At 72.9% G+C, this 20,889-nt stretch carries 17 protein-coding genes; 10 read left to right on the forward strand and 7 right to left on the reverse strand.

Annotation, left to right across the window (positions count from 1 at the left end):
- Position 1: 1 nt before the first annotated feature.
- Both I3F58_RS26280 and I3F58_RS26285 read right to left on the reverse strand, forming a co-directional pair.
- The gene (locus I3F58_RS26280) at positions 2-1,420 is read right to left on the reverse strand and encodes a serine hydrolase (protein ID WP_240111188.1); all 1,419 of its coding nucleotides are present in this window, start codon (positions 1,418-1,420) and stop codon (positions 2-4) included.
- A gap of 148 nt (positions 1,421-1,568) precedes the next feature.
- Positions 1,569-2,321 (reverse strand): class I SAM-dependent methyltransferase, encoded by a 753-nt coding sequence (locus I3F58_RS26285; RefSeq protein WP_240111189.1) that lies wholly within the window; start codon positions 2,319-2,321, stop codon positions 1,569-1,571.
- A 1,185-nt stretch (positions 2,322-3,506) separates the two neighbouring features.
- Between I3F58_RS26285 and I3F58_RS26290 the strand changes: the two genes are divergently transcribed.
- The 4 genes from I3F58_RS26290 (at position 3,507) to I3F58_RS26305 (ending at position 6,596) form a co-directional block, all read left to right on the forward strand.
- On the forward strand, positions 3,507-3,800 hold the full coding sequence (locus I3F58_RS26290; RefSeq protein WP_240111190.1) for a hypothetical protein: 294 nt from the start codon (positions 3,507-3,509) through the stop codon (positions 3,798-3,800).
- 250 nt (positions 3,801-4,050) lie between these two features.
- Positions 4,051-4,929 carry a trypsin-like serine protease gene (locus I3F58_RS26295; RefSeq protein WP_240111191.1) on the forward strand — a complete coding sequence of 293 codons (879 nt, stop codon included), beginning with the start codon at positions 4,051-4,053 and terminating at the stop codon, positions 4,927-4,929.
- A gap of 177 nt (positions 4,930-5,106) precedes the next feature.
- Positions 5,107-5,325, forward strand: coding sequence for a hypothetical protein (locus tag I3F58_RS26300; protein WP_240111192.1), 219 nt, complete (start codon positions 5,107-5,109; stop codon positions 5,323-5,325).
- A gap of 302 nt (positions 5,326-5,627) precedes the next feature.
- Positions 5,628-6,596 carry a glycosyltransferase family 2 protein gene (locus tag I3F58_RS26305; RefSeq protein WP_275678962.1) on the forward strand — a complete coding sequence of 323 codons (969 nt, stop codon included), beginning with the start codon at positions 5,628-5,630 and terminating at the stop codon, positions 6,594-6,596.
- A gap of 91 nt (positions 6,597-6,687) precedes the next feature.
- Here I3F58_RS26305 and I3F58_RS26310 read toward each other — a convergent pair whose 3' ends face one another.
- Entirely contained in the window at positions 6,688-8,217 is a 1,530-nt protein-coding gene (locus tag I3F58_RS26310) for a DUF6056 family protein (protein ID WP_240111193.1), read from the reverse strand.
- 226 nt (positions 8,218-8,443) lie between these two features.
- Between I3F58_RS26310 and I3F58_RS26315 the strand changes: the two genes are divergently transcribed.
- On the forward strand, positions 8,444-9,256 hold the full coding sequence (locus tag I3F58_RS26315; protein ID WP_240111194.1) for a VOC family protein: 813 nt from the start codon (positions 8,444-8,446) through the stop codon (positions 9,254-9,256).
- A gap of 24 nt (positions 9,257-9,280) precedes the next feature.
- On the opposite strand, the gene I3F58_RS26320 is transcribed toward I3F58_RS26315, so the two are convergent.
- Positions 9,281-10,321, reverse strand: coding sequence for an NAD-dependent epimerase/dehydratase family protein (locus I3F58_RS26320; RefSeq protein ID WP_240111195.1), 1,041 nt, complete (start codon positions 10,319-10,321; stop codon positions 9,281-9,283).
- Positions 10,322-10,563: 242 nt separating this feature from the next.
- Here I3F58_RS26320 and I3F58_RS26325 point away from each other — a divergent pair, with 242 nt between their 5' ends.
- Complete coding sequence (locus I3F58_RS26325; protein WP_240111196.1) at positions 10,564-12,165, forward strand: PP2C family protein-serine/threonine phosphatase; 1,602 nt, start codon at positions 10,564-10,566, stop codon at positions 12,163-12,165.
- A gap of 235 nt (positions 12,166-12,400) precedes the next feature.
- Here the strand turns inward: I3F58_RS26325 and I3F58_RS26330 are convergent, their stop codons facing one another.
- On the reverse strand, positions 12,401-13,894 hold the full coding sequence (locus I3F58_RS26330; RefSeq protein WP_240111197.1) for a hypothetical protein: 1,494 nt from the start codon (positions 13,892-13,894) through the stop codon (positions 12,401-12,403).
- 233 nt (positions 13,895-14,127) lie between these two features.
- On the opposite strand from I3F58_RS26330, the gene I3F58_RS26335 reads away from it, so the two are divergent.
- Positions 14,128-15,243, forward strand: coding sequence for an aminoglycoside phosphotransferase family protein (locus tag I3F58_RS26335; protein ID WP_240111198.1), 1,116 nt, complete (start codon positions 14,128-14,130; stop codon positions 15,241-15,243).
- Positions 15,244-15,461: 218 nt separating this feature from the next.
- Entirely contained in the window at positions 15,462-17,693 is a 2,232-nt protein-coding gene (locus I3F58_RS26340) for a terpene synthase family protein (RefSeq protein WP_240111199.1), read from the forward strand.
- Positions 17,694-17,702: 9 nt separating this feature from the next.
- On the opposite strand, the gene I3F58_RS26345 is transcribed toward I3F58_RS26340, so the two are convergent.
- A complete protein-coding gene (locus I3F58_RS26345; protein ID WP_374208041.1) occupies positions 17,703-18,119 on the reverse strand; it encodes an RNA-binding S4 domain-containing protein in 417 nt (138 codons plus the stop codon).
- 20 nt (positions 18,120-18,139) lie between these two features.
- Entirely contained in the window at positions 18,140-18,640 is a 501-nt protein-coding gene (locus I3F58_RS26350; RefSeq protein WP_240111200.1) for a hypothetical protein, read from the reverse strand.
- Between the two features lie 379 nt (positions 18,641-19,019).
- On the opposite strand from I3F58_RS26350, the gene I3F58_RS26355 reads away from it, so the two are divergent.
- Together I3F58_RS26355 and paaK are read left to right on the forward strand one after the other, a co-directional pair.
- On the forward strand, positions 19,020-19,466 hold the full coding sequence (locus I3F58_RS26355; protein WP_240111201.1) for an SRPBCC family protein: 447 nt from the start codon (positions 19,020-19,022) through the stop codon (positions 19,464-19,466).
- A 92-nt stretch (positions 19,467-19,558) separates the two neighbouring features.
- Complete coding sequence (gene paaK, locus I3F58_RS26360) at positions 19,559-20,860, forward strand: phenylacetate--CoA ligase PaaK (protein ID WP_240111209.1); 1,302 nt, start codon at positions 19,559-19,561, stop codon at positions 20,858-20,860.
- Positions 20,861-20,889: the final 29 nt, after the last annotated feature.

Consider the following 20,889-nt stretch of genomic DNA (forward strand, 5'->3'; position numbering starts at 1 on the left):
GTCAGCGGTGGAGCTGCGGCAGAACGACCAGGGCGTCGACCAGCGGCACAGGAGTCGCGGCCGGGGACGGCGTGCGCGGCGCGGGGCCGGAGGCCGGCGCCGGTCCCCGCGCGGCCGGGGCGGAGGCGGTGCCCGCCCGGGGGCCGGACAGGGCACCGGTGACGTACTGGAACAGAGCGGCGGTGACCGGGTCCGGCAGCGGATCCCCCTCCTCGTCGAAGCGCTGGTACTTCATCAGGTTGTAGCCGATGGAGACCTGGCGGCCGCCGTCCTCCGTGGCCAGCGACCAGGCGCCGGCGCCGAAGACCCCGCCGTCGTGGCCCCAGTACCAGTGCCCGTCGGGCATCTTGAGCGTGTAGAGGCCGAGGCCGTAGTGCATCGTCACCTCCTGGCCGGGCTCGTCCGGCTCGAAGGCGGGCACGGTGGTCTTCATCTCGCGCAGCTCGGCGGCGCCGAGCAGCTCGCCGCCGAGAAGCTGCCGGTAGAACCGGTTCAGGTCGTCCATGGTGGAGACCAGGGCCCCGGCCGTGCCCGCCCAGGACATGTCGTACACGCTGTAGTCACGGGGCGGGTCGATGAAACCGAACCACGACTCGTACATCCTGGCGTGCGGGCCCCGGATGTAGGGGGACCTGGGGAAGTAGGTGTGCCGCAGCCCGGCCTCGCGGATGACGTGGCGGGTGATGTACGCCTCCGCGCCCTGGCCCGTGACACGCTCCAACAGCAGCCCCGCGATGATGTAGTTGGTATTGGAGTACGAGAACGTCCCGCGTTCGGCCGCCGGCGGGGCGGACAGGCCGAGGCGGACGAGCTCCTCGTCGTCGATGTGCCGGAAGCGGTTCTTGTCGAGCGTCTCGCCGGGGTTCTCCAGGATGCCCGGAAACGCGGACAGGATGAAGTCGGCTATGCCACTGGTGTGGTTGAGCAGCATCCGGACCGTCACCCTGCGGCCCTGCTCGCCGGGGACCAGGTCGGGGAGGTAGCGGCCGACCGGGGCGTCCAGGTCGACGCGGCCCCGGGCGACCTGCTGGAGTACGGCGACGGACGTGAAGGTCTTGGTGATGCTGCCGACCCGGTGCCGGTACCGGGTGCGCATGGGCCGCCCGGTCTCCAGGTCCGCGACGCCGGTCGCTCCGCGCCACCGCTGGGAACCGTCCCTGACCACCGAGAACGCGCCGTACATCCCGGCCCCGCGTAAGGCGTCCAGCGACGACTGGAGCGCCTCGTGGTCGAGGCCGGGGGCCGGTGTGCCGTACCCGGGCGGGCTGTAGGCGGCGGCCCGGGTGTCCGCCGTCGCGGCCTGTGCCGGTAAGGCCGCGACGGCGGACAGCGAGAGCGTCGCGGCGGAGGCGGTGATCGCGAGTCCGGCGCGGCGAAGCACGGGCGAACGGGTCGGGCGGGAGGGAGCGGATGAGGTCATGGCGGCCCTTCTGCTGCGGTCGTCGCTCGGTGCACTCATCCTCGCTGGAAATGTGACGATGCGTCATCCTTCTCCCGGACGATCCCGCTCACGGGAAAGGCATGACGTTTGTCAGCTCCCCAGGAGGCCCCGCCCCGACGTCGGGCACTCACGTCCCGCACGGGCGGCGGAACAGGGCCGTCCAGAGGAAGGACTCCCCGAAGTGCGCGGACTCGGGGGACTCCTGGTGCATCCGGCGAATCTCGATCTCGGTCATACCGGAGAAGACGGCGCGCAACGACTCGGGGGTGTAGGCGAGACCGCCACGGGGCGCGGGGCCTCGGTAGAAGTCGGTGTCGCCGGTCTCCCACCCCATCCCGCCCTCGCCGGCCGCGAAGCAGGTGAGCGCGAAGGCGCCGCCGGGGGCCAGTACCCGGTCGAGGAGGGCGAGATAGCTGACTCGCCGGTGCGGGGGCAGCTGGTGAAAGCAGCCGGAGTCGTAGACGAGGTCGTACGGTCCGGTGAGCGGCCCGTCGGGGAGGGTGAGAGCGAAGGCGTCGCCGTGATGGAAGCGGGCCGTGGTGACGCCCGTCTCGCGGGCGCGGTCCTCGGCCCAGGCGAGGGCTCCGGCCGACAGGTCCACGGCGTCGGTGTCGAAGCCGAGTCCGGCCAGATACAGGGCGTTGCGACCGGGGCCGCAGCCGATGTCCAGGGCGCGGCCGGGAGCGGTCAGACCGCGTCCGACGTAGTCGGCGAGGTTCTCGTCGGGCTTGTGGACGAAGAACGGCACCGGCTTGGTGCGGTCCTCGTAGAAGGTGTCCCACCAGGTGCCCGCCCCGGCGGTCGAGCGGTCGGCGTCGGAGCCGATCAGGTCGTCCAGCAGCCTCAGGACGTCCTCGTGCGTGCGGACAGTCCGGTCCATCCGGATCCCCCCTTCCAGTACCTGTCGATCATAGTGATTCTGCGGGAAAGTTGCTGGTCAGAGGCATTTCGGCGGGCTCGCGTGCGGCCCCGTGAGGGCGGATGGCGGGCGCGGTGGACCCTGGGGGCGCAGTCGGGATGAAGGGGCGCGGGAGGGGGCGCGGAGGGCTTGTACGGGGGCGTCAGCGGGCGGGCCGGCAGCGGTTTCTGACGCCGGTTGAAGGGATCGGCCGCCAGTGAAGGCCGCGCGGCGGATCGTGGTGAAGCCCTGGCGGGCGTGCCGGTGGCGTTGGCAGTCCGCCGCGTCCGCTGTCAGGAACCCGGGGCGTGCAGCCCGCGTCGGCAGCGTGGTGTCCAGGCCGTGCGGGCACGGCCCCGGCAGCGGCGAGGTCTCGATCCGGGCCATGCCCGTCGCCACGTCCAGATGGGGGTCGGCACGCGATGCCACGGCACCCTCCCCTGTGCGGGAGAAGGAACCGTACGGTGTCGGCGCCTCGTCCGCGGGCGTCGCGGAGGTGGACCGGGTCGTGGATGACAGCGTCGTCGACGTCCGGGAGGGCGCCGCGCCGGCGGAGGGCTTCCCGGGGGACCTCCCGCGCCGCCTCGTCGGCGGTGACCGGGCCGGTGTGCCACATGATCAGGCACGCGGAGCGGGCGTGGCCGGCACAGGCGCCGCCGAGGGTGTCGTCGAGGACCGGGGCCCGTCGGCACGGAAGCGCCTCGTCGGCGGGTCCGGGCCGCGTGCCGGTCCGGCCGGCCCGTCAAGGACGACCCGGGTGCCGGCGCTCCCGTGGGCGAAGGTGCGGTTCGCGGCGAAGGCGCCGGGAGACCTGGCGGCGGGGGAAGCGCCGGAGGGCCGGGGGGAGGCACTGGGCCGATTCCCCGGTCGCGGGGGTGGCGGGGCGCGAGCGGGTCCCGGCGCACGCGGGTCCCGGCGCACGCGGGTCCCCCGGGAGTGCGCTGTGCCGGGCACGGGTGCTCACTCTGCGGCGGGGGCGTGTCGTTCGACGGGCCGCGTCGTTGCACAGCGCGGCCGGGCACAGGGCGTTTCCGGGGTGTCACCCGGGTTCGCCCGGGCGTGGTGTCCGCCAGTCGGTCCGCCGGTCCGGCTGGGGTCCGGGAGTTGTTCCCCGGGAGGACGCGGCAACCGGCCTTTCCCGTATCCAGGACATGAAGGAGCAGAAGGATGACTGCGCGTCGTAGTGTGCGTCTGGCCGCCGTGTGTGCCGGGGTTGCCGGGGTGGGACTCGCGGGGGCCGCACCCGCCGTGGCGGACGCCCCCGCACCCGCCACCGTGGGGGCACCGGTGGTGACCGACCTCAACAGCACCGGGCCGCTCGGGGCGCTCACCGGGCAGCCGGGACAGCAGGGCCAGACGGGGCAGAGCGCGCAGGCCGGCAAGTCGCAGACGGCCGGGCTCCCCGTCGGGGGCGGCCTGCTGGGCGGGCTGCCGACGCAGGGGCTCGGGCTGCCGCTCTGAGCGGGCTGCCGCGGACGACGGGAGCGGGGGGGGCGGCCTGGTCGGCGGCCCCCCGCTCCCGCAGGGGGGTCGGTGGGGTCCGGGTGGCGCCCCTGCCCCGGCGGGACCGGGGGCCCTTCCGGCTCTCGCACGGGTGCGGAGGGGAGGGGCAGGGGTTTCCCCTCTTTCCGGGAGTGGCGTGGTCAGGCTTCACTGTCCGTCACCCCCACAGGAGAACCATCTGTCCTCTCGTCGTTCGGAAGGGCTTCTCTTGACTGTCACCCCCGTCCGTGTGGGCGCCGTCCTGGCGGCTGCCTGTGCCCTCGTCGCCGGCGCCGCGCTGCCGTCGTCGGCGATCAACTCGTACAACGCGGCACCGGCGCCCGAGCGCACCGAGGTCGGCGCGCTCGTCGCCACCTGGGACAACGACGACGACCCGGCGACGCCGGACCGTGTCGACTGGGTGTGCTCCGGCACGATGATCGACGCGGACACGTTCCTGACCGCCGCGCACTGCACGACGGACTGGCCGGAGAACGTACGGTTCCACGTCTCCCTCGACCAGGACGTCGAGGGCGGGCTGGCCGCGGCGGCCGAGCGGCACCCGGGCGACCCGGCGGCGGTCGCGCGGGCCGTCGCCGTCGAGGGGGTCGCACACAACCACCCGGACTACCCCGGGCCCGCGTCGGACACGCACGACATCTCGGTGATCGAGCTGCCGGCGGACCGGATGGCGGAGCGCTGGTCGTTCACTCCGGCGGTGCTGCCTTCGGCGGGCGCGCTCGACGCGCTGCGACCGCAGGGGCTGAAGGACACGTCCTTCACCGTCGCCGGGTACGGGACCCAGGAGAGCCGGCGCGGGCCCGGTGGTCACACCCACCCCGGCGGCGGAGTGCGGCTGAAGGCCCCGGTGTCGTTCGACGCGCTCAACGAGGCGTGGGTGCGACTGGCGATGACGAAGCCGCAGGGCAACGGAGGCGCGTGCTACGGCGACTCGGGCGGCCCCAACTTCGCGGAGCTCGACGGGACGCTGACACTGGTGGGGACGACGATCACCGGCGACGGCCCGTGCTACGCGACGAACGTGGCGTACCGGCTGGACTCGGGTGCTGCCCGTGACTTCCTCGCCCCGTACGTGACGCTCCCATGAAGACGAGGTGGTCGCCCGCGCTCCGGCGGGTGCGCCGGCGACCGCCTCACCCAGCCGCCGGATGACGGCGAACGGGTGATTGGCGGGGCGGAACGGCCGCCCCGCCGTGACGGCCGACGCGGCTGTCGGTTGGACAGGGGGATCCGCGAGCGGGTCCCCGACACGAAGGAAAGACCGATGATCAAGAAGGCTCTCGCCACGGCCGGTGTCGCCGCGGCCGTCCTGGGTGCCGCCGCGCCCATGGCGTCCGCCGTGGGCGACGACCGGGTGAGCACGCAGAACGGAAACTTCTCCACGCAGTCCTACGGCAACACGGGGTCCGAAGGGGCGGACCTTCCCGGCGTGCCGGTCAGGATGCTGGAGCGTGAGGAGGACCTTCTGCGGGCGCTGCGGTGAGGAGGGCCGCGCGGGCGGCCGGTTGAGGACGTACCCGAGGGTGTGCCGCAGGGGGGCACGCCGGGTGACATCGTCCCAGCCGGTGCGGTTCGTGCGGTTACCGCGGGCGCCGACGTCGGCCCCGGCTTCCCATGGAGGAGGCCGGGGCCTTTCGCATGTCCGTCCCTCCGGCACGCGGGTGACCGGGCGCTGCGGCGAATCCGGTATTCCCCCGGAGCAACCCGGCCCGCGTGGTACGCATCTTCACTGGGCGGCGGCCCGCCGGGCCGGCCCTTACGGGGACTGCGTTCTTGGAGAGCGTCATGGTGGACATTTCGATCGTCGTTCCGTGCTTCAACGAGAGCGAGGTGATCGACTCGTTCCACCGCGCGGTGCTCGACGCGCTGCGGCCCACCGGGCTGTCCTTCGAGCTGTGCTACGTCGACGACGGCAGCGCGGACGGGACGGTGGACCGGCTGCGGGAGCTGGCACAGACCGACCCGCGGGTCCGGTACACGTCGTTCAGCCGGAACTTCGGCAAGGAGGCCGGGCTGCTGGCCGGGATGCGGATGGCCCGGGGCGACGCGGTGGTCCTCATGGACGCCGACCTCCAGCACCCGCCGGAGCTGGTGCCGCGCATGGTGCAGCTGCACCGGCAGGGCTTCGACCAGGTGATCGCCCAGCGCGACCGGTCGGGGGAGGGAACGGTCCGCAAGGCGTTCAGCCGGGCGTACTACCGGTTGATGCGGCGCTTCATGGAGGTCGAGCTGGTGGACGGCGCCGGTGATTTCCGGCTGCTGTCGCGGCGCGCGGTGAACGCGATCCTGTCGCTGCCGGAGAGCAACCGGTTCTCCAAGGGCCTGTTCTCGTGGATCGGCTTCGACACGGCGAGCTTCCCGTACAAGAACGTCGAGCGTGCGGCGGGCGCGTCGAAGTGGGGCGGCCGACGGCTGCTCAACTACGGCATCGACGGGCTGCTGTCGTTCAACAGCCGCCCGCTGCGGATGGCGATCCACACGGGCCTGTGGCTGTTCGTGTCGGCGCTGGTGTACGCCCTGTGGATCATCGCGAACGCCCTGCTGAACGGGGTGGACACACCGGGGTACGCGACGCTGATCACCGCGATCGTCGGGCTCGGCGGCGTGCAGCTGGCGACCCTGGGTGTGATCGGTGAGTACGTGGGGCGGATCTACCACGAGTCCAAGGGCCGGCCGCACTACGTGGTACGGGAGACGGACCCCGACACGGCCGCGCGGGGGCGCACGCCGGAGCGGGCGGGCCGCGCGGGCTGACCGCGGGCGCGGACGGGAGAGGCCCCGGTCCCCGGTACGTACCGGGGACCGGGGCCTCTCCCGTGTGCGGATGCGCCGCGAGCAGCGGCGGCTACTGCGGGAACCTCGTGCCGCGGGTGACCTCGTCCACGCCGTACAGCCTGGCGATGCACTGGGCGGGCCACTTGTTCCTGCCCTGGTTGCCGAAGGGCTCCAGCATGCGGCCGACGCTGTTCGGGCGGTACGGGAGCGTGGTGGCCCCGGCATCGGCCTGTTCGCGCATCCAGCGGTCCTGGCGGTCCCACCGGTCGGCGCGGGTCTCCATCGCCGTGCCCAGGTCCCGCAGCGGCCCGTACAGAGAGACGGCCGACGTCACCGCCACCGCGGCGGCGGCCAGGGCGACGAGGGTCGTGCGCAGCGGTGCGCGGCCCTCGCGCGGGCGCAGCGCGCGCCCGAGGAAGGCACCGGCGGCGACCAGCAGCAGGATGTACAGCAGCAGGTAGTCGTTCCAGGTGCGCTCGGTCCTGATGAGCCGGTCACCGAAGACGGGGTAGGTGATGACGGCGCACAGGTAGCCGGTGACGAGGAGGGCCGACAGGCCGAGGCCGAGCACCGGCAGCGGGCGCAGGGGCAGCAGGGCGGTGGGACCGCCGCCGGGCCGACGCCGGGCGACCAGCCCCAGGACGACACCGGCGGCGACGGCTCCGACGTACTGCCAGGTCGTGAAGACGGTCCCCAGGATCTGGACGTACTGCTCGAGGGCGCCGACGAGGGACTCGGGCGCCAGCATGGAGACGGTCTCGGCGTCGTAGCGCTCGCGGCGGTTGCGGGAGCCGGGGGAGGTGACGAGGATCAGTGTGCCGACGGCCACGCCCGCCATGCCCGCGAGGGACCAGACCCGGGCGTATCGGCGGGCCCGCTCGACGAACATCCAGCGGGCGAGGACGACCGTGGCACCCAGGAGGACGAGGGCGACGACGGACGCCTCCTCGGAGAGGGTCCCCATGAAGACGCCCGCGAGGAGGACGACGGCGACGGCCGCGTTCCGGCCGCGCGGGGTGCGGGCCGCCAGCAGTGGCAGGGCCGCGGCGCAGGCCAGCACGGGGGCGAGGGTATGGGACACGGAGGCGGCGGGCCAGTAGAACGTCTTGTAGGTGTTGGTCGTGGCGAAGAAGAACACCGCGGTGACCATGGACGCGACGAACAGGGCGGTGCCGGGCGGCGTGTCCTGGTGGGTCCGGCGCAGGATCCGGGCGAGGAACGCCCAGAGAACGAGCAGGATGAGAACGCCGCTGACGACTCCGTACCACTGGTGTCCGGCGACCGGGAACCTGGCGTACAGGCCGACGAGCAGCCCGTTGGCGACCCGGCCGTTGTCGGTGAAGTAGAACTGGTCGACGAGGCCGAGGACTCCCTGGTCGCGGGCCTGGGGAACGAAGCACCACTCGTCGGCGGAGGGCCGTGCGTGGCGGCCGAGCCAGGAGGCCAGGGCCAGCAGGCCCAGGGCGGGGAGCGCGAGCAGCGGCAGCCACAGGGTGAACCGGCGGCCGGGCCTTCCCCCGGGCGCCGGAGGCCCGCCCCGCTGGGTGTCCCCCTCTTCGAGGGGGTCGGTGTCGGAGACGCCGGGAGCGCCGACGGCCATGCGTACCACTGCCTTTCGCGGAATGTCACTGATCCGACACCCTAGAGTCGCTTTTCGGCGTCGCCGTTCCCCGGCGTGACGCCCGGCACACCTCCGGCGGGCGAATAGCGCAATGAACCGGAAGTAATGGGGCACTCATGGTGAAGTCGGTGCAAGGATGGACGGGGGCGGGTGCGGTGTACCGAGGTGGGGGACGACGCGCGACGCGACTTCGGGAACGGTGTGCATGAGCAGGGAACCGGCCGCCACCGCGGCCTCAGGACCGACTTCGACCAGCGCGGTCTTCGGCGCTCCGTGCTGGGTCAGCCTGATGACTCGGGATCTGCGGTCCGCGCACGACTTCTACGGCGCCGTGATGGGATGGGAGTTCCGTCAGGCGCGGCTCGGGGAGGAGTTCAGCGTCGCACTGTCGGACGGCAAGGCGATCGCGGGGATGGGGGCGCTCTCGCCGGCGTTCCATGTGGCGGTGGCGTGGACGCCGTACTTCGCGGTGGAGAACGCGGACGCGACGGCCGCGCGGATCCGGGAGCGCAGCGGGACCGTGGCGGTGGGTCCGGTGGCGTTCGTGCTGGGGCGGGGTGCGCTGGCCGCGGACCGGGACGGGGCCGTCTTCGGGATCTGGGAGGGCGAGCTGCCGGCGGGCTGGGAGATGTGGCGGGAGGCGGCGCCGGCGTGGGTGCGGCTGCACACGCGGGACGCGTTCGAGGCGGCGATCTTCTACGGGGAGGTGCTGGAGTGGGCGTGTGGCCGCCCGGGCAGCTGCGACGTGGAGTACGAGGGGGACGAGGTGGTGCTGCGGCACGGCGGGCACGCGGTGGCGCGGCTCAGTTCGGGTGCACTGGGCGAGGCACCGGACCCGGCGATCCGGCCTCGGTGGCAGGTGCACTTCCCGGTGCCCGACGTGGAGGAGCGGGTGACGGCGGCGCTGCGGCACGGCGGCACGGTGATCGCCCATGAGCCGGGCGCGCAGGCGACACTGCGGGACCCGGACGGGGGGCTTTTCACACTGACGGCACCGGGGTCGGCGGAGCCCGGGTAGCCCCCGGCGCCCCGGCTCCGGGCGTCAGGGGGTGAGGGGCGGGGTGGGCAGGCCGCTTCCGTAACGCAGTCCGTCGAGGAGCGACTGGACGGCTTCCACACCGGTGCGGCGAGGCCGCCAGCCCAGTTCGGCGTGCGCGCGTCCGCAGTCCAGCAGCGGCAGGCGGAGGAAGGCGTCCAGCAGGTGCGGGGACGAGGGCAGCAGGCGCAGGCCCCAGCCCGCCGCGACGACGGCGCGGGCGGCGGCGCGGGGCAGCCGGACGACCCGGGCATCCAGCAGCGCGGCGAGTTCCTCGGCGCCCAGCGGCGGATCGGCGGCAAGGTTGAACGCGCCGCGGACGTCGTCCCGCAGGGCGGCGATCCGGTAGGCATCGGCCGCGTCGTCGGTGTGGAGGGCCTGGAAGGTGAGCCCGTCGAAGTCCGGCACCACCGGGATGAGACGGGGATCGGCCAGGGCGCCGGGCAGGAGGCGCCCGGCGAAGATGCGGCGCTGCTCGCTCGCGGCGCCCTCCTTGAAGAGGAAGGCGGGACGCATCCTGACGACCCGGATCCCGGGGTGCTGGAGTTCGTAGGTGTCCAGGACGCGCTCCAGGTAGGCCTTCTCGCGACAGTAGGCGGCCTCGGGCCAGCCGTGCGTGGGCCAGGACTCGTCCACCGGGTGATCCTTGGGCCCGGGAGAGTAGGCGCCGACGGACGAGGCGTACACGAGGGCGGACACGCCGGCGGCGACGGCCGCGCGGAAGACCCGAAGGCTGCCCAGGACATTGGTGCGCCAGGTGGCGAGCGGGTCGTGGGTGGGCTGGAAGGCCCAGGCCAGGTGGATGACGGCGTCGGCGCCCTCCAGATGCGCGGTGATCACGCGGTCGCCGTCCTTCTCGACGTCGGCGGCCACCCAGGTGGTGCGGGTCGGCGCCCAGACGGGCCGGCGGCGGGCCAGGCCGAGGACCGAGCCGACGCGCGGGTCGTCGGCCAGGGAGGAGACGATGCTGGTACCGGCATTGCCGGTGGCGCCGGTGACGACGATCCGCTTGCCGGGTTCCCTGCCGGTCTCGCTGTCTGCTCGCATGCCGTCCGCTCCTGACGCGTCCGGGCACTCGGGTACCGGACGGCCGGGTACCCCTTCCGGGGCGTTCCACGTCTCGTCCCGCCACGCGTCCCGTAGGGGAACGGATGGCCTTCGGCATATGCCACAAGCACCACCGGATCGAGTGTGGCCAAATCCCTTACGGCCGGTCTCCGCCTGTGCGACAGTCGTAGCCGGTCCTTGCTCTTTCAGGCCCCGGCCGCCGCGCCCATCCGGAGTACGACATGCCGTCCCATCTGTTCGCGGACCGTCCCAGCCAGCAGCCGCCCGAGCGCGGAGCGGTGGACGCCCTCATCTCGCAGACCCGCAGGCTGCGCGGAGAGCTGGACGCCGTACGCAGGGACGCGGCAGCGGACGAGGACGATCCCCAAAGCCGCTGGCAGCGTGCCCTGTGCGAACTGGCCGTTCATCAGCTCGACGACCTCGGCGCCCATTTGGACCAGCTCAGGGACGGGCCGCCGGGCGGACTCGTGGAGCAGGGCGCGCCCGAGGAGCGCATGACGGCGCGCGGAGGCGCCGGGGGCGCGCCGGCCGGCCTGCACACGCCGGTCCCTCACGGACCGGACAGACGGGTTTCGGACAGTCGCGAACCGGTTGAGCGCCTTCCGGACGGGTTCGGGGCGGGGCGGCACGGGCGGGACCGCCGTCCGGCCGACGAACAGCCGGCCGGATCCTCCCTCCATCGGGTGGGCGGCGCGGAGTGGAACCTGTTGACGGACGAGGTCAGCTGGTCCGCCGAACTGTTCCGCATCTTCGGGCGCTCACCGGAGGCAGGCCCGATGACCCTGGACGAGCTGCCGTCGCTGGTGTTCGTGGAGGACCAGCCGTTGCTCACCCAGATGGTGACGGACTGCCTGATCGACGGGAAGCCCGTCGACGGCGAGTTCCGCATCGTCCGCTCCGACGGTGCGGTGCGAACGGTCCACATGGTGGGCGAGCCGGTGGTCGACGTTGACGGCTGCACGGCATCCATGTGGGCCGTGTTACGGGACGTCAGCGAACTGCGCCGCAGCGAGCGCGCGGTGCGCGAGTCGGGTGACTCGCTGCGGCGGCGCCAGGAGGCGGAGCGGGCCGAGCACCGGGCGGTGGTAGAACTCCAGGAGACGGTTCTGCCGCCGTGGCGCGGCCCGCTGCGGCAGGCCGGAAACGCTCACGCGGCCCTGGAGCTGGCGGGTCACTATCTGCCCTCCGGGAGCGGTACGCGGGCGGGCGGCGACTGGTACGACATGCTGGAGCTGCCCGACGGCGACGTGCTGCTGACGGTGGGGGATCTGACCGGGCAGGGGGTACCCGCGACCTCCGCGGTGGCGACGCTGCTGGGCGCGCTGCGCGGACTTGCCGTGGCGGGGGTGCGCCCCGGGGCGCTGATGGGGCATCTGAACGCGCTGATCGACTCGTCCGCGGAGCCCGCTCTGGGCAGCGCGGTGTGCTGCCGCTACGACCCCGCGACCCGGATGCTCGGCTGGGCACAGGCCGGTCACCCCGCCCCGCTCCTGTTCCGCGACGGGACGGGGCGGGCGCTGGCCCGGCCGGACGGGGTCCTGCTCGGCGCCACGGCGTCGGGGGCCGCCTACGAGGAGGCCGAGCTGCGGCTGCGGCCCGGCGATGTGCTGTTGCTGCACACGGACGGGCTGGTCCGCGCGGCCGGAGGGCTGGACGCGCACGCACCCGGCACGCGGCGGCTGCTGGCGCTGGGGCCGCGGTTCGCCCGAGCGCGGGACGCCCGGGATTGTGTCCGGTCGGTGATCGAGGAGTTCGGGGACTCCGCACGGGTGGACGACGCGTGTGTGGTCGTCGCCAGGGTGGACGGCCCTCCCTGCGCATGACGCCGTGACACCGCCGTACGAGGCGCGCGTGGCCACCGCCGGGGTCGGACGACCACGGCACGGGTCGGCGCGGCCGGGGGCGGGTGCTGTGGCGGTGACCCGGGGGGCCACACCGGAAGAGGGCTCCGCAGGGATCCATGGGTCTTCACCAGGCACTGACGGCGCGGAGGTGCGGGGTTGCGTGGGCCCGGCCTCCGGGGGTGCGGGGCCTGGTGTGCGAAGCGGCACGCGGGCGTCAGGCGTTCCTGGGGCCGAGCTTCTTGACCTGGTCCTTCGGCATGGCGACCATGATCTCGTCCCGCAGGTCCTGGGTCTTGGTGTAGCTCGCGTACCGGGCGGTGAGCCGGTACATCTCGCGCAGCCGGTCCCAGGTGCGCTGTGACGAGTTCGCGCCCATGGAATTGAGCGCGAGGCGCGCGTAGCGGTCGGCCTGCTCCGGGTCGTCCGCGATGAAGCAGGCCGAGGCCATGGACAGGTGGTCGAAGATCTTGGAGCGCTCGCGGCCGTCGATCCGCAGCTCCAGGGCCTTCTCCGCGTAGTACTGGGCCTGCTTCGCGGCGCTCGGGTCGTGCTCCGCAAGCGTGCGGTAGGACAGGGCCTGCATGCCGTACAGGTCCTCGTCCTTGAAGGTCTGCATCCAGTTCGGCAGCTCGTGGTCGTCCCGGTGGGCGGCGAAGAGCTCCTCGGCCTCCCCGAGGGTGCGCCGCATGGCCTGGCCGCGCCCCAGGGACGCCTGGGCCCACGCCTCGATGGTGTGCAGCATCGCCTGGGTGCGCGGCAGGATCTCGGGACCGGCACCCGCGCGGGCCAGTTTCATCAGGTCAAGGGCCTCGTCGGGGCGCCCCAGGTGGACCATCTGTCGGGCCGCACGGGACAGGGCCTCGCCGGCGCGGGGCCGGTCGCCGCCCTCCCGGGCCGCGTGCGCGGCGATGAGGAAGTACTTCTGCGCGGTCGGCTCCAGGCCGACGTCGTGGGACATCCAGCCCGCGAGGACGGCGAGATTGGCGGCGACGCCCCACAGGCGCCGCTGGATGGTGTCCTTGTGGTGGTAGGCGAGCATGCCGCCCACCTCGTTGAGCTGGCCGACGACGGCCTTGCGCTGGAGGCCGCCGCCCTTCGCGGCGTCCCAGCGGCGGAACACCTCGACGGAGGCCTCCAGGGACTCGATCTCCTGCCAGCCGATGGGTGCCGCCTCGTAGCGGTCCAGTCCGGCAGGCTCGGCGTGCAGGGTTTCGGAGGGCAGGTGGCCGGAGCCGCGGTGAGGGGCGTCGGTGCGGAACCAGTCGTGGAGAGCGCCGGTGATGACGGAGCCGCCGGTGATCGTGGCGCCCGCGGTCACCAGGCCGCGTCGGTTGAGCATGAGGTCCATTCCCGTGAATTCGGTGAGGACCGCGGCCATGCGATCGGGCGCCCAGGGCAGCCCGTCAGGGTTTTCCGTCTTCCTGACGTCCCGCCGTGTTCCGGCGCGCCCGCGTCGTACGAGTCCGAGGTCCTCGATGGTCACGACACGGCCGAGTCGCTCGGTGAACAGGGCTGCCAGCACTTTGGGCACGGGTTCCCGGGGGATCTCCCCCATGTCGATCCAGCGCCTCACCCGCGAGGTGTCGGTGGCCAGCTGCGGATGGCCCATGGCCGCCGCCTGCCGGTTCACCAGCCGCGCGAGCTCGCCTTTCGACCAGCCGGCGAGGCCGAACAGGTCGGAGAGGCGGGTGTTGGGTTGTCCTGTCACGTCAAGCCCCCAGGTTCTCGGCTGAGTTGACAGTAGCCCTCCGCCATGGGGGTGGCGACTATTCGCCAGGGTTCGCCAGGGTGCGCAAGCTGTTTAGCCACGGGCCACCGGGTGTCGGGTAGGAACGCGCCACCCCGTCCCGGTGACGGCCCTCACTCCCCAGGGTGTCCGGCCGGACAGCGGGACGGGGGAGCGTACGAAGCCGTCGGCACGCGAAGGGACCTGTCTCGCCCATGTACACAGCATCGTCCTCCGTGTCCGCCCCGCCCCGTCCCCGTACCCTCCCGGTCGGCAGCGGACCGTATCTGGACCCCGCCGCGGCGGGGCGGTCCCGGCGGTGGGCGGGGGCGGCTACGGGCCCGCTCAGCGGAAGAATCGACCTGTCGGGACCGCAGGGGGCGCAGCTGCGCAAGGCGATCGCGTCGGTGCACCGCATCTGCCCGGAGTTCAACCCGGTGCAGGTGATGCGGCGCAGCGGGCGGTCCGTGCTGCTGGTGGGCACGACCGGCCGGACCACCGCCGTCGCGAAGTGTTTACTGGACCACTCCCCCGTGTGGGCCGAGCGGTTCCGGCATGAGATCTCCGCGTATCGCACGTTCGTGCGGCAACGGCCGCCGGTGCGGGCGCCGCGGCTGATCGCGGCGGACCCGGACAACTGCGTCCTCGTCATCGAGCGGATGCCAGGCCGCGCGGCGGCCCTGAGCCGGCATCCGGTGGAGGCTCCGCCGCGGGCGGACATCCGCGCGGTGCTGGGCGCGATCGCCCGGCTGAATTCCTGGCGGCCTCCGGCGGGCACGTTCGACGCGCCGCTGGACTATCCGTCGCGGATCGCCCGGTTCCACGAACTGGGGCTGTTCACCGACCGGGACCGGGACGATCTGCAGAAGCTGCTGCACGGGCTGGCGCAGAGCCAGGGCCGTCACGGGATGGGGCAGTTCTGCCACGGGGACGCGCTGCTGTCGAACATGCTGCTGTCCCCGGCCGGTCCGGTGCTGGTGGACTGGGAGCTGGCCGGCTGGTACCTGCCGGGGTACGACCTGGCGACGCTGTGGACGGTGCTGGGTGACGCGCCCGTGGCAAGGCGTCAGATCAGCCAGCACGCCCAGGCGAACGGACCGGCCGCGCGGGACGCGTTCCTGGTGAACCTGATGCTGGTGCTGACGCGGGAGATACGGACGTACGAGACGGCGGTGCAGAGGACCATACGGGAGGCTCCGCCGGCCGGCTCGATTCCCCTGCAGCCGGGGGCGGTCTCCCCGGGTGAGGAGCAGCGGCTGCTGCTGCGCCGGCTGCACGACGACATCGCGCTGGCCCGGCGGGCGGTGCGGGCGGCGGTCGGGACGCGCTGAGCTTCGCGGTGTCGCGCGCCTGCTTCCGGTGCCGTTTCGGTGCCGGGAGCGCGGCGCGCCGTCGTGTGCGGGTCGTGGAGCCTCGGCCCGCTCATCGAACTGGCGTTGCCGGTTACACCCGTTCGCCTGGCGGGTCCGCCGACGGGCTTGGCGGGTCGGGAACGGGGGTAGGGCTCGCGCGGCATCAGGGGTTCGTACAGCGAAAGGCATGAACACGTATGGCACAGCCGTTCGTACTTCCCGAGTTCTACGTGCCGTATCCGGCGCGGCTCAACCCGCATCTCGACGCGGCCCGGGCGCACACCAGGGACTGGGCGCGCCGGATGGGCATGCTGGAGGGGTCGGGCGTCTGGGACGAGAGCGATCTCGAGTCCCATGACTACGCGCTGCTGTGCGCGTACACGCACCCGGACTGCGACGCCGAGGCGCTGTCGCTGGTGACCGACTGGTATGTGTGGGTCTTCTTCTTCGACGACCACTTCCTGGAGGTGTTCAAGCGCACCCAGGACCGGGAGGGCGGCAAGGCCTACCTGGACCGGCTGCCGGCGTTCATGCCGGTGGATCCTGCGGAACCGGTGCCGGAGCCCGTGAACCAGGTGGAGGCGGGGCTCGCGGACCTGTGGCGCCGCACCGTGCCGTCGATGTCGGCGGCCTGGCGCAGGCGGTTCGCGGAGGCGACGGAGCACCTGCTCAACGAGTCCCTGTGGGAGCTGTCGAACATCAACGAGGGGCGGGTCGCCAACCCGCTGGAGTACATCGAGATGCGCCGCAAGGTGGGCGGCGCGCCCTGGTCGGCGGGGCTCGTGGAGTACGCGGCGGGGGCGGAGGTGCCGGAGCGGGTGGCGGGCTCCCGGCCGCTGCGGGTGCTGCGCGACACCTTCTCCGACGGCGTGCACCTGCGCAACGACCTCTTCTCGTACCAGAGGGAGGTCGAGGACGAGGGCGAGAACAGCAACGGCGTGCTGGTGCTGGAGCGGTTCCTGGACTGCTCGGTGCAGGAGGCGGCCGACGCGGTCAACGACCTGCTGACATCGCGGGTCCAGCAGTTCGAGCACACGGCGCTCACCGAGGTCCCCGCGCTGTGCGTCGAGCAGGGCCTGGCGCCCGACGAGGCGGCGGCCGTGCTGGCGTACGCGAAGGGCCTGCAGGACTGGCAGTCGGGCGGGCACGAGTGGCACATGCGCTCCAGCCGCTACATGAACGAGGGCGCCCTGGGCGACGCCCCCGGCAGCGGGGCGTTCGGCATGGCGGCGGCATCGCTCCGGCTCACCCCTCGCGCCGAGAAGGCACGCTGGCGCGGCTTCTCACACGTGCCGTTCCGCCATGTCGGGCCGTCGCTGCTGCCGCACATCGAGATGCCGTTCGAGCTGACGCTTAACCCGCATCTGGAGGGAGCGCGTGAGCGGTGCGTGGAGTGGTCGCACACGATGGGCATCCTGCGGGCGCAGCCCGGGCAGCCGGGCTCGGGGGTGTGGGACGAGCGGCGGCTCCGGGAGATCGACCTGCCGCTGTGCGCGGCCGGGCTGCACCCGGGCGCGGACGCGGACGCGCTGGACCTGACCTCGCAGTGGCTGGCGTGGGGCACGTACGGGGACGACCTGTACCCGGTCGTGTACGGCGCGGTGCGGGACCTGGCGGGGGCTCGGGCGCAGAACGGGCGGCTGAGGCTGTTCATGCCGCTGGACGCGGCGGCCGGTGCGGCTCCGGAACCGGGGAACGCGCTGGAGCGTGGCCTCGCGGACCTGTGGCGGCGGACCGCGGGGCCCATGAACGAGCGGGACCGGAAGGCCTTCCGGGACTCCGTGGACGTCATGATCGCGAGCTGGGAGTGGGAGCTGGCGAACCAGGCACAGAACCGGATCCCGGATCCGGTGGACTACATCGAGATGCGGCGGGCGACCTTCGGCTCGGACATGACGATGGCACTGGGCCGGATCGGGCGGGGCAACAAGGTGCCGCCGGAGATCTGGCGCAGCGGCCCGGTGCGGGCACTGGAGAACGCGGCTGTCGACTTCGCGACGCTGATGAACGACCTCTTCTCCTACCAGAAGGAGATCGAGTTCGAGGGCGAGGTCCACAACTGCGCTCTGGTGGCTCAGAACTTCTTCGACGTGGACTATCCGACGGCAGCGGAGATCACCGCGGCTCTGATGAACTCCCGGATGCGGCAGTTCCAGCATGTCGCAGCGCACGAGTTCCCGGTCATGTACGACGACTTCGGGCTGGACGGTCAGACGCGGGAGATCCTGGACGGCTATGTGCGGGAGCTGCAGAACTGGATGGCCGGGATCCTGAACTGGCACCACGGGTGTGAGCGGTACCAGGAGGAGGTGCTGCTGCGGCACCGCGCGGAGGCGGCGGACGAGGGGGCGCGGTCGGTGGCATCGCTGAGCGGGCCGACGGGTCCGGGGACGTCGGCGGCCCGCGTGAGCGCGCTGGTCGGCTCCTAGCGGCGGGGCTCAGGCGCGGCGGGCGCCGCGGAGCTGGTCCATCTCGCGGCGCTCGCGCTTGGTGGGGCGGCCCGCGCCGCGGTCGCGCACGCCCGCCAGGGCCACGTGTTCGCGGGGCGGCGGGGCGGGGGTCCGGTCCGTATAGGCCCCGGCGGCGACGGGGGCACCGACGCGCTTGGCGAGGGGCTGTCTGACCTCGACGATCCGTTCACGGCCCGCGTGGAAGAGGCGGACCTCGTCTCCCGGCTTGACGTGCTGGGCGGGCTTGACGCGTTCGCCGTTGACCCTGACATGGCCGGCGCGGCAGGCGGTGGCGGCCTGTGAGCGGGTCCTGGTGAGGCGGACGGCCCAGATCCAGCTGTCGACACGGACGGTGGCGTGCCCGTTCGCGTGCCCCTGCGCGCGTGCCTGGTCGGTCGCTGTCATGGCTCCCTCGGGATCGGGGATCAGCCCTGCTGGAACAGCTCCGCCGGGAGCGGCTTGAGCAGGGCGTACAGGTCGTCGGTGATGGGCCGGTCCCAGCTGGCGATGGTCACGAGCACGTTGTCGCTGCGGTCGAACTGGACGCAGGAGATCCGGCTCTCGCTGAGCTTGAGGCGGCGCACGATGAGCAGGTTGTCGCCCTGCATGACGGGGACGTCCTCGGTGCCGGTGACCTCGATGTGGTCGTCCCGCTCCAGAGCCGCGAGGAGCTGGGCGACCTCGAAGGGGATCTGGCCCTCGGCCAGATCGCGGGCCGGGGAGCCCTCCGGCAGGTTGCCGATGATCATCGCAGGCCCACGGCCGCCGAACAGGTCGTAGCGGAGGAACACTCCCTGGCAGCTGCCGTCGGGAGCGGGGAGCAGGCCGGCACCGAGGTTTCCGGGCCAGTCGCCCGGGTCCATGGCCAGGACGTCGAAGTCCGGGCCCGCGGGAGTGGCGGGGCTGCGGCGGCGGAGGAACGACATGGGGCCATGGTACGTGGCCGGGGGCGCGGGACGGTGGGCGGGGCGGTGCCCTGGGAGGCAGGTGGGAGGCCGTCGTACGGGGCGTGTGGGGCCGCTGGGGCGCCGGGCGGCGGATGCCCCGGTGGGGTGTCCTGGGGGGGCGGAACGCGGGCGGGGTCCGGTTTCACCGGTTCGGGCGATCGTGGTCAACCCGGGGACGCGGCGGCGGGCCCGTGCGGAGGCCCGGCCGGGAGAACGGCGAGGCGGGGCCTTCCCGTGCGCACGGGAAGGCGTGGTGGGGCGTTGCGGTGGTCGGGTGCCGGAGAGAGGCTGGAGGTGTGCCCTGTGGGGACTGCCGGGGCCGAGCCGGGCCTCGGGGCCTACGGACAAGGGGAACACCATGAGCACGATCAGGGAAAGCATCGAGATCGACCGTCGGCCCGAGGAGGTCTACGCGTACGCCAGCGACCCCGAGCACCTGCCCGAGTGGCAGGAGAACGCGATCGAGGCGCACCGGGTCGGCGACGCCCCGCTGGGCCTCGGCTCGCGGGTCGAGGTGACCCGGAACATCGGACGCCGGGTGATGCCGATGACCATGGAGATGACGGAGTACGACCCGCCCCGGAGCTGGCGGCTGCAGAGCGTCGGCGGTCCCGTGCGCGGCGATGTCCACGGCACGGTGGAGCCGCTGGACGACGGCCGGCGGGCGCGCCTGACGATCGACGTGGAGTTCGAGGGGCACGGCATGGGCAGGGTGCTCGTGCCGATGGTCGTGCGCCCGCAGGTCCGCAAGGAGCTGCCGCGCAACGAGCGGCACCTCAAGGACGTGCTGGAGGGCGAACGATAGCCCCGGGTCCCGCGCCGGGGGTGAGCGTCCTGTCGTCCGGGGTACGTACGCGGCAATGCGTACGCGACGGACGGAGGCGCAGGGTGCGGAGACTGCTCGATGACCTCGACGACGGCGAGCGGCTGGGACGGGGCGAGCTGGAGGCGCTGCAGCTGGAGCGGCTGCGGGCGACGCTGCGGCACGCATATGCGCACGTGCCGTTCTACCGGCGGTCGTTCGACGCGGCGGGCGTGCGGCCGCAGGACTGCCGGTCGCTCGCGGATCTGAGCCGGTTCCCGTTCACGTCGAAGGCGGATCTCCGGGACCGGTACCCCTTCGGGATGTTCGCGGTGGACCGGTCCCGGGTGCGGCGGATCCACGCGTCCAGCGGGACGACGGGGCAGCCTACGGTCGTCGGTTACACGCGCCGGGACCTGGACGTATGGGCGGACGTCGTGGCGAGGTCTCTCCGTGCGGCCGGTGCGCGGCCCGGCCACCTCGTGCATGTGGCGTACGGGTACGGGCTGTTCACCGGCGGACTGGGGGCGCACGCCGGGGCGGAGCGGCTGGGCTGCACGGTAGTTCCGGCGTCCGGCGGGATGACGTCCCGTCAGGTGCGGCTGATCCAGGACCTCCGGCCGGAGGTCGTCATGGTGACGCCCTCGTACATGCTGACGCTGCTGGACGAGTTCGAACGGCAGGGAGTGGACCCCCGGTCGACGTCCCTGCGGGTGGGGCTGTTCGGTGCCGAGCCCTGGACGGAGGAGATGCGGCGGGAGATCGAGGAGCGGTGCGGGATCGACGCCGTCGACATCTACGGCCTGTCGGAGGTGATCGGGCCGGGGGTCGCGCAGGAGTGCGTGGAGACCAAGGACGGGCTGCACGTGTGGGAGGACCACTTCTTCCCGGAGGTGGTGGACCCGGTGACGGGAGAGGTCCTGCCGGACGGCGAGCGGGGTGAGCTGGTGTTCACCTCGCTGACCAAGGAGGCCATGCCGGTGGTCCGGTACCGGACGCGGGATCTGTCGCGGCTGCTGCCGGGCACGGCACGGGTGTTCCGGCGGATGGAGAAGGTGACGGGGCGCAGCGACGACATGCTGGTCCTGCGCGGGGTGAACCTCTTCCCGACGCAGGTCGAGGAGATCGTGCTGCGGACGCCGGGGCTCGCGCCGCACTTCCGGCTGGTGCTGACCCGGGAGGGGCGGCTGGACGCGCTGACGGTACGCGTGGAGGCGCGGGCCGACGCGACGGCGGAGGCGAGGCAGGCGGCGGCGCGGGCGGTGGAGTGGGCCGTGAAGGACGGGGTCGGGGTGTCGGTGGCCGTCGAGGTGGTGGATCCGGACACGCTGGAGCGGTCGGAGGGCAAGATCCGGCGCGTCGTCGACCTGCGGAACGGCCGTCGGACCGGGGGTTGATACGGGTGAGGGGTGGTGCGCCGGTGCAG

This window comes from Streptomyces sp. MUM 203J (assembly GCF_022414595.1).
In the GTDB taxonomy this organism is placed as follows: Bacteria; Actinomycetota; Actinomycetes; order Streptomycetales; family Streptomycetaceae; genus Streptomyces.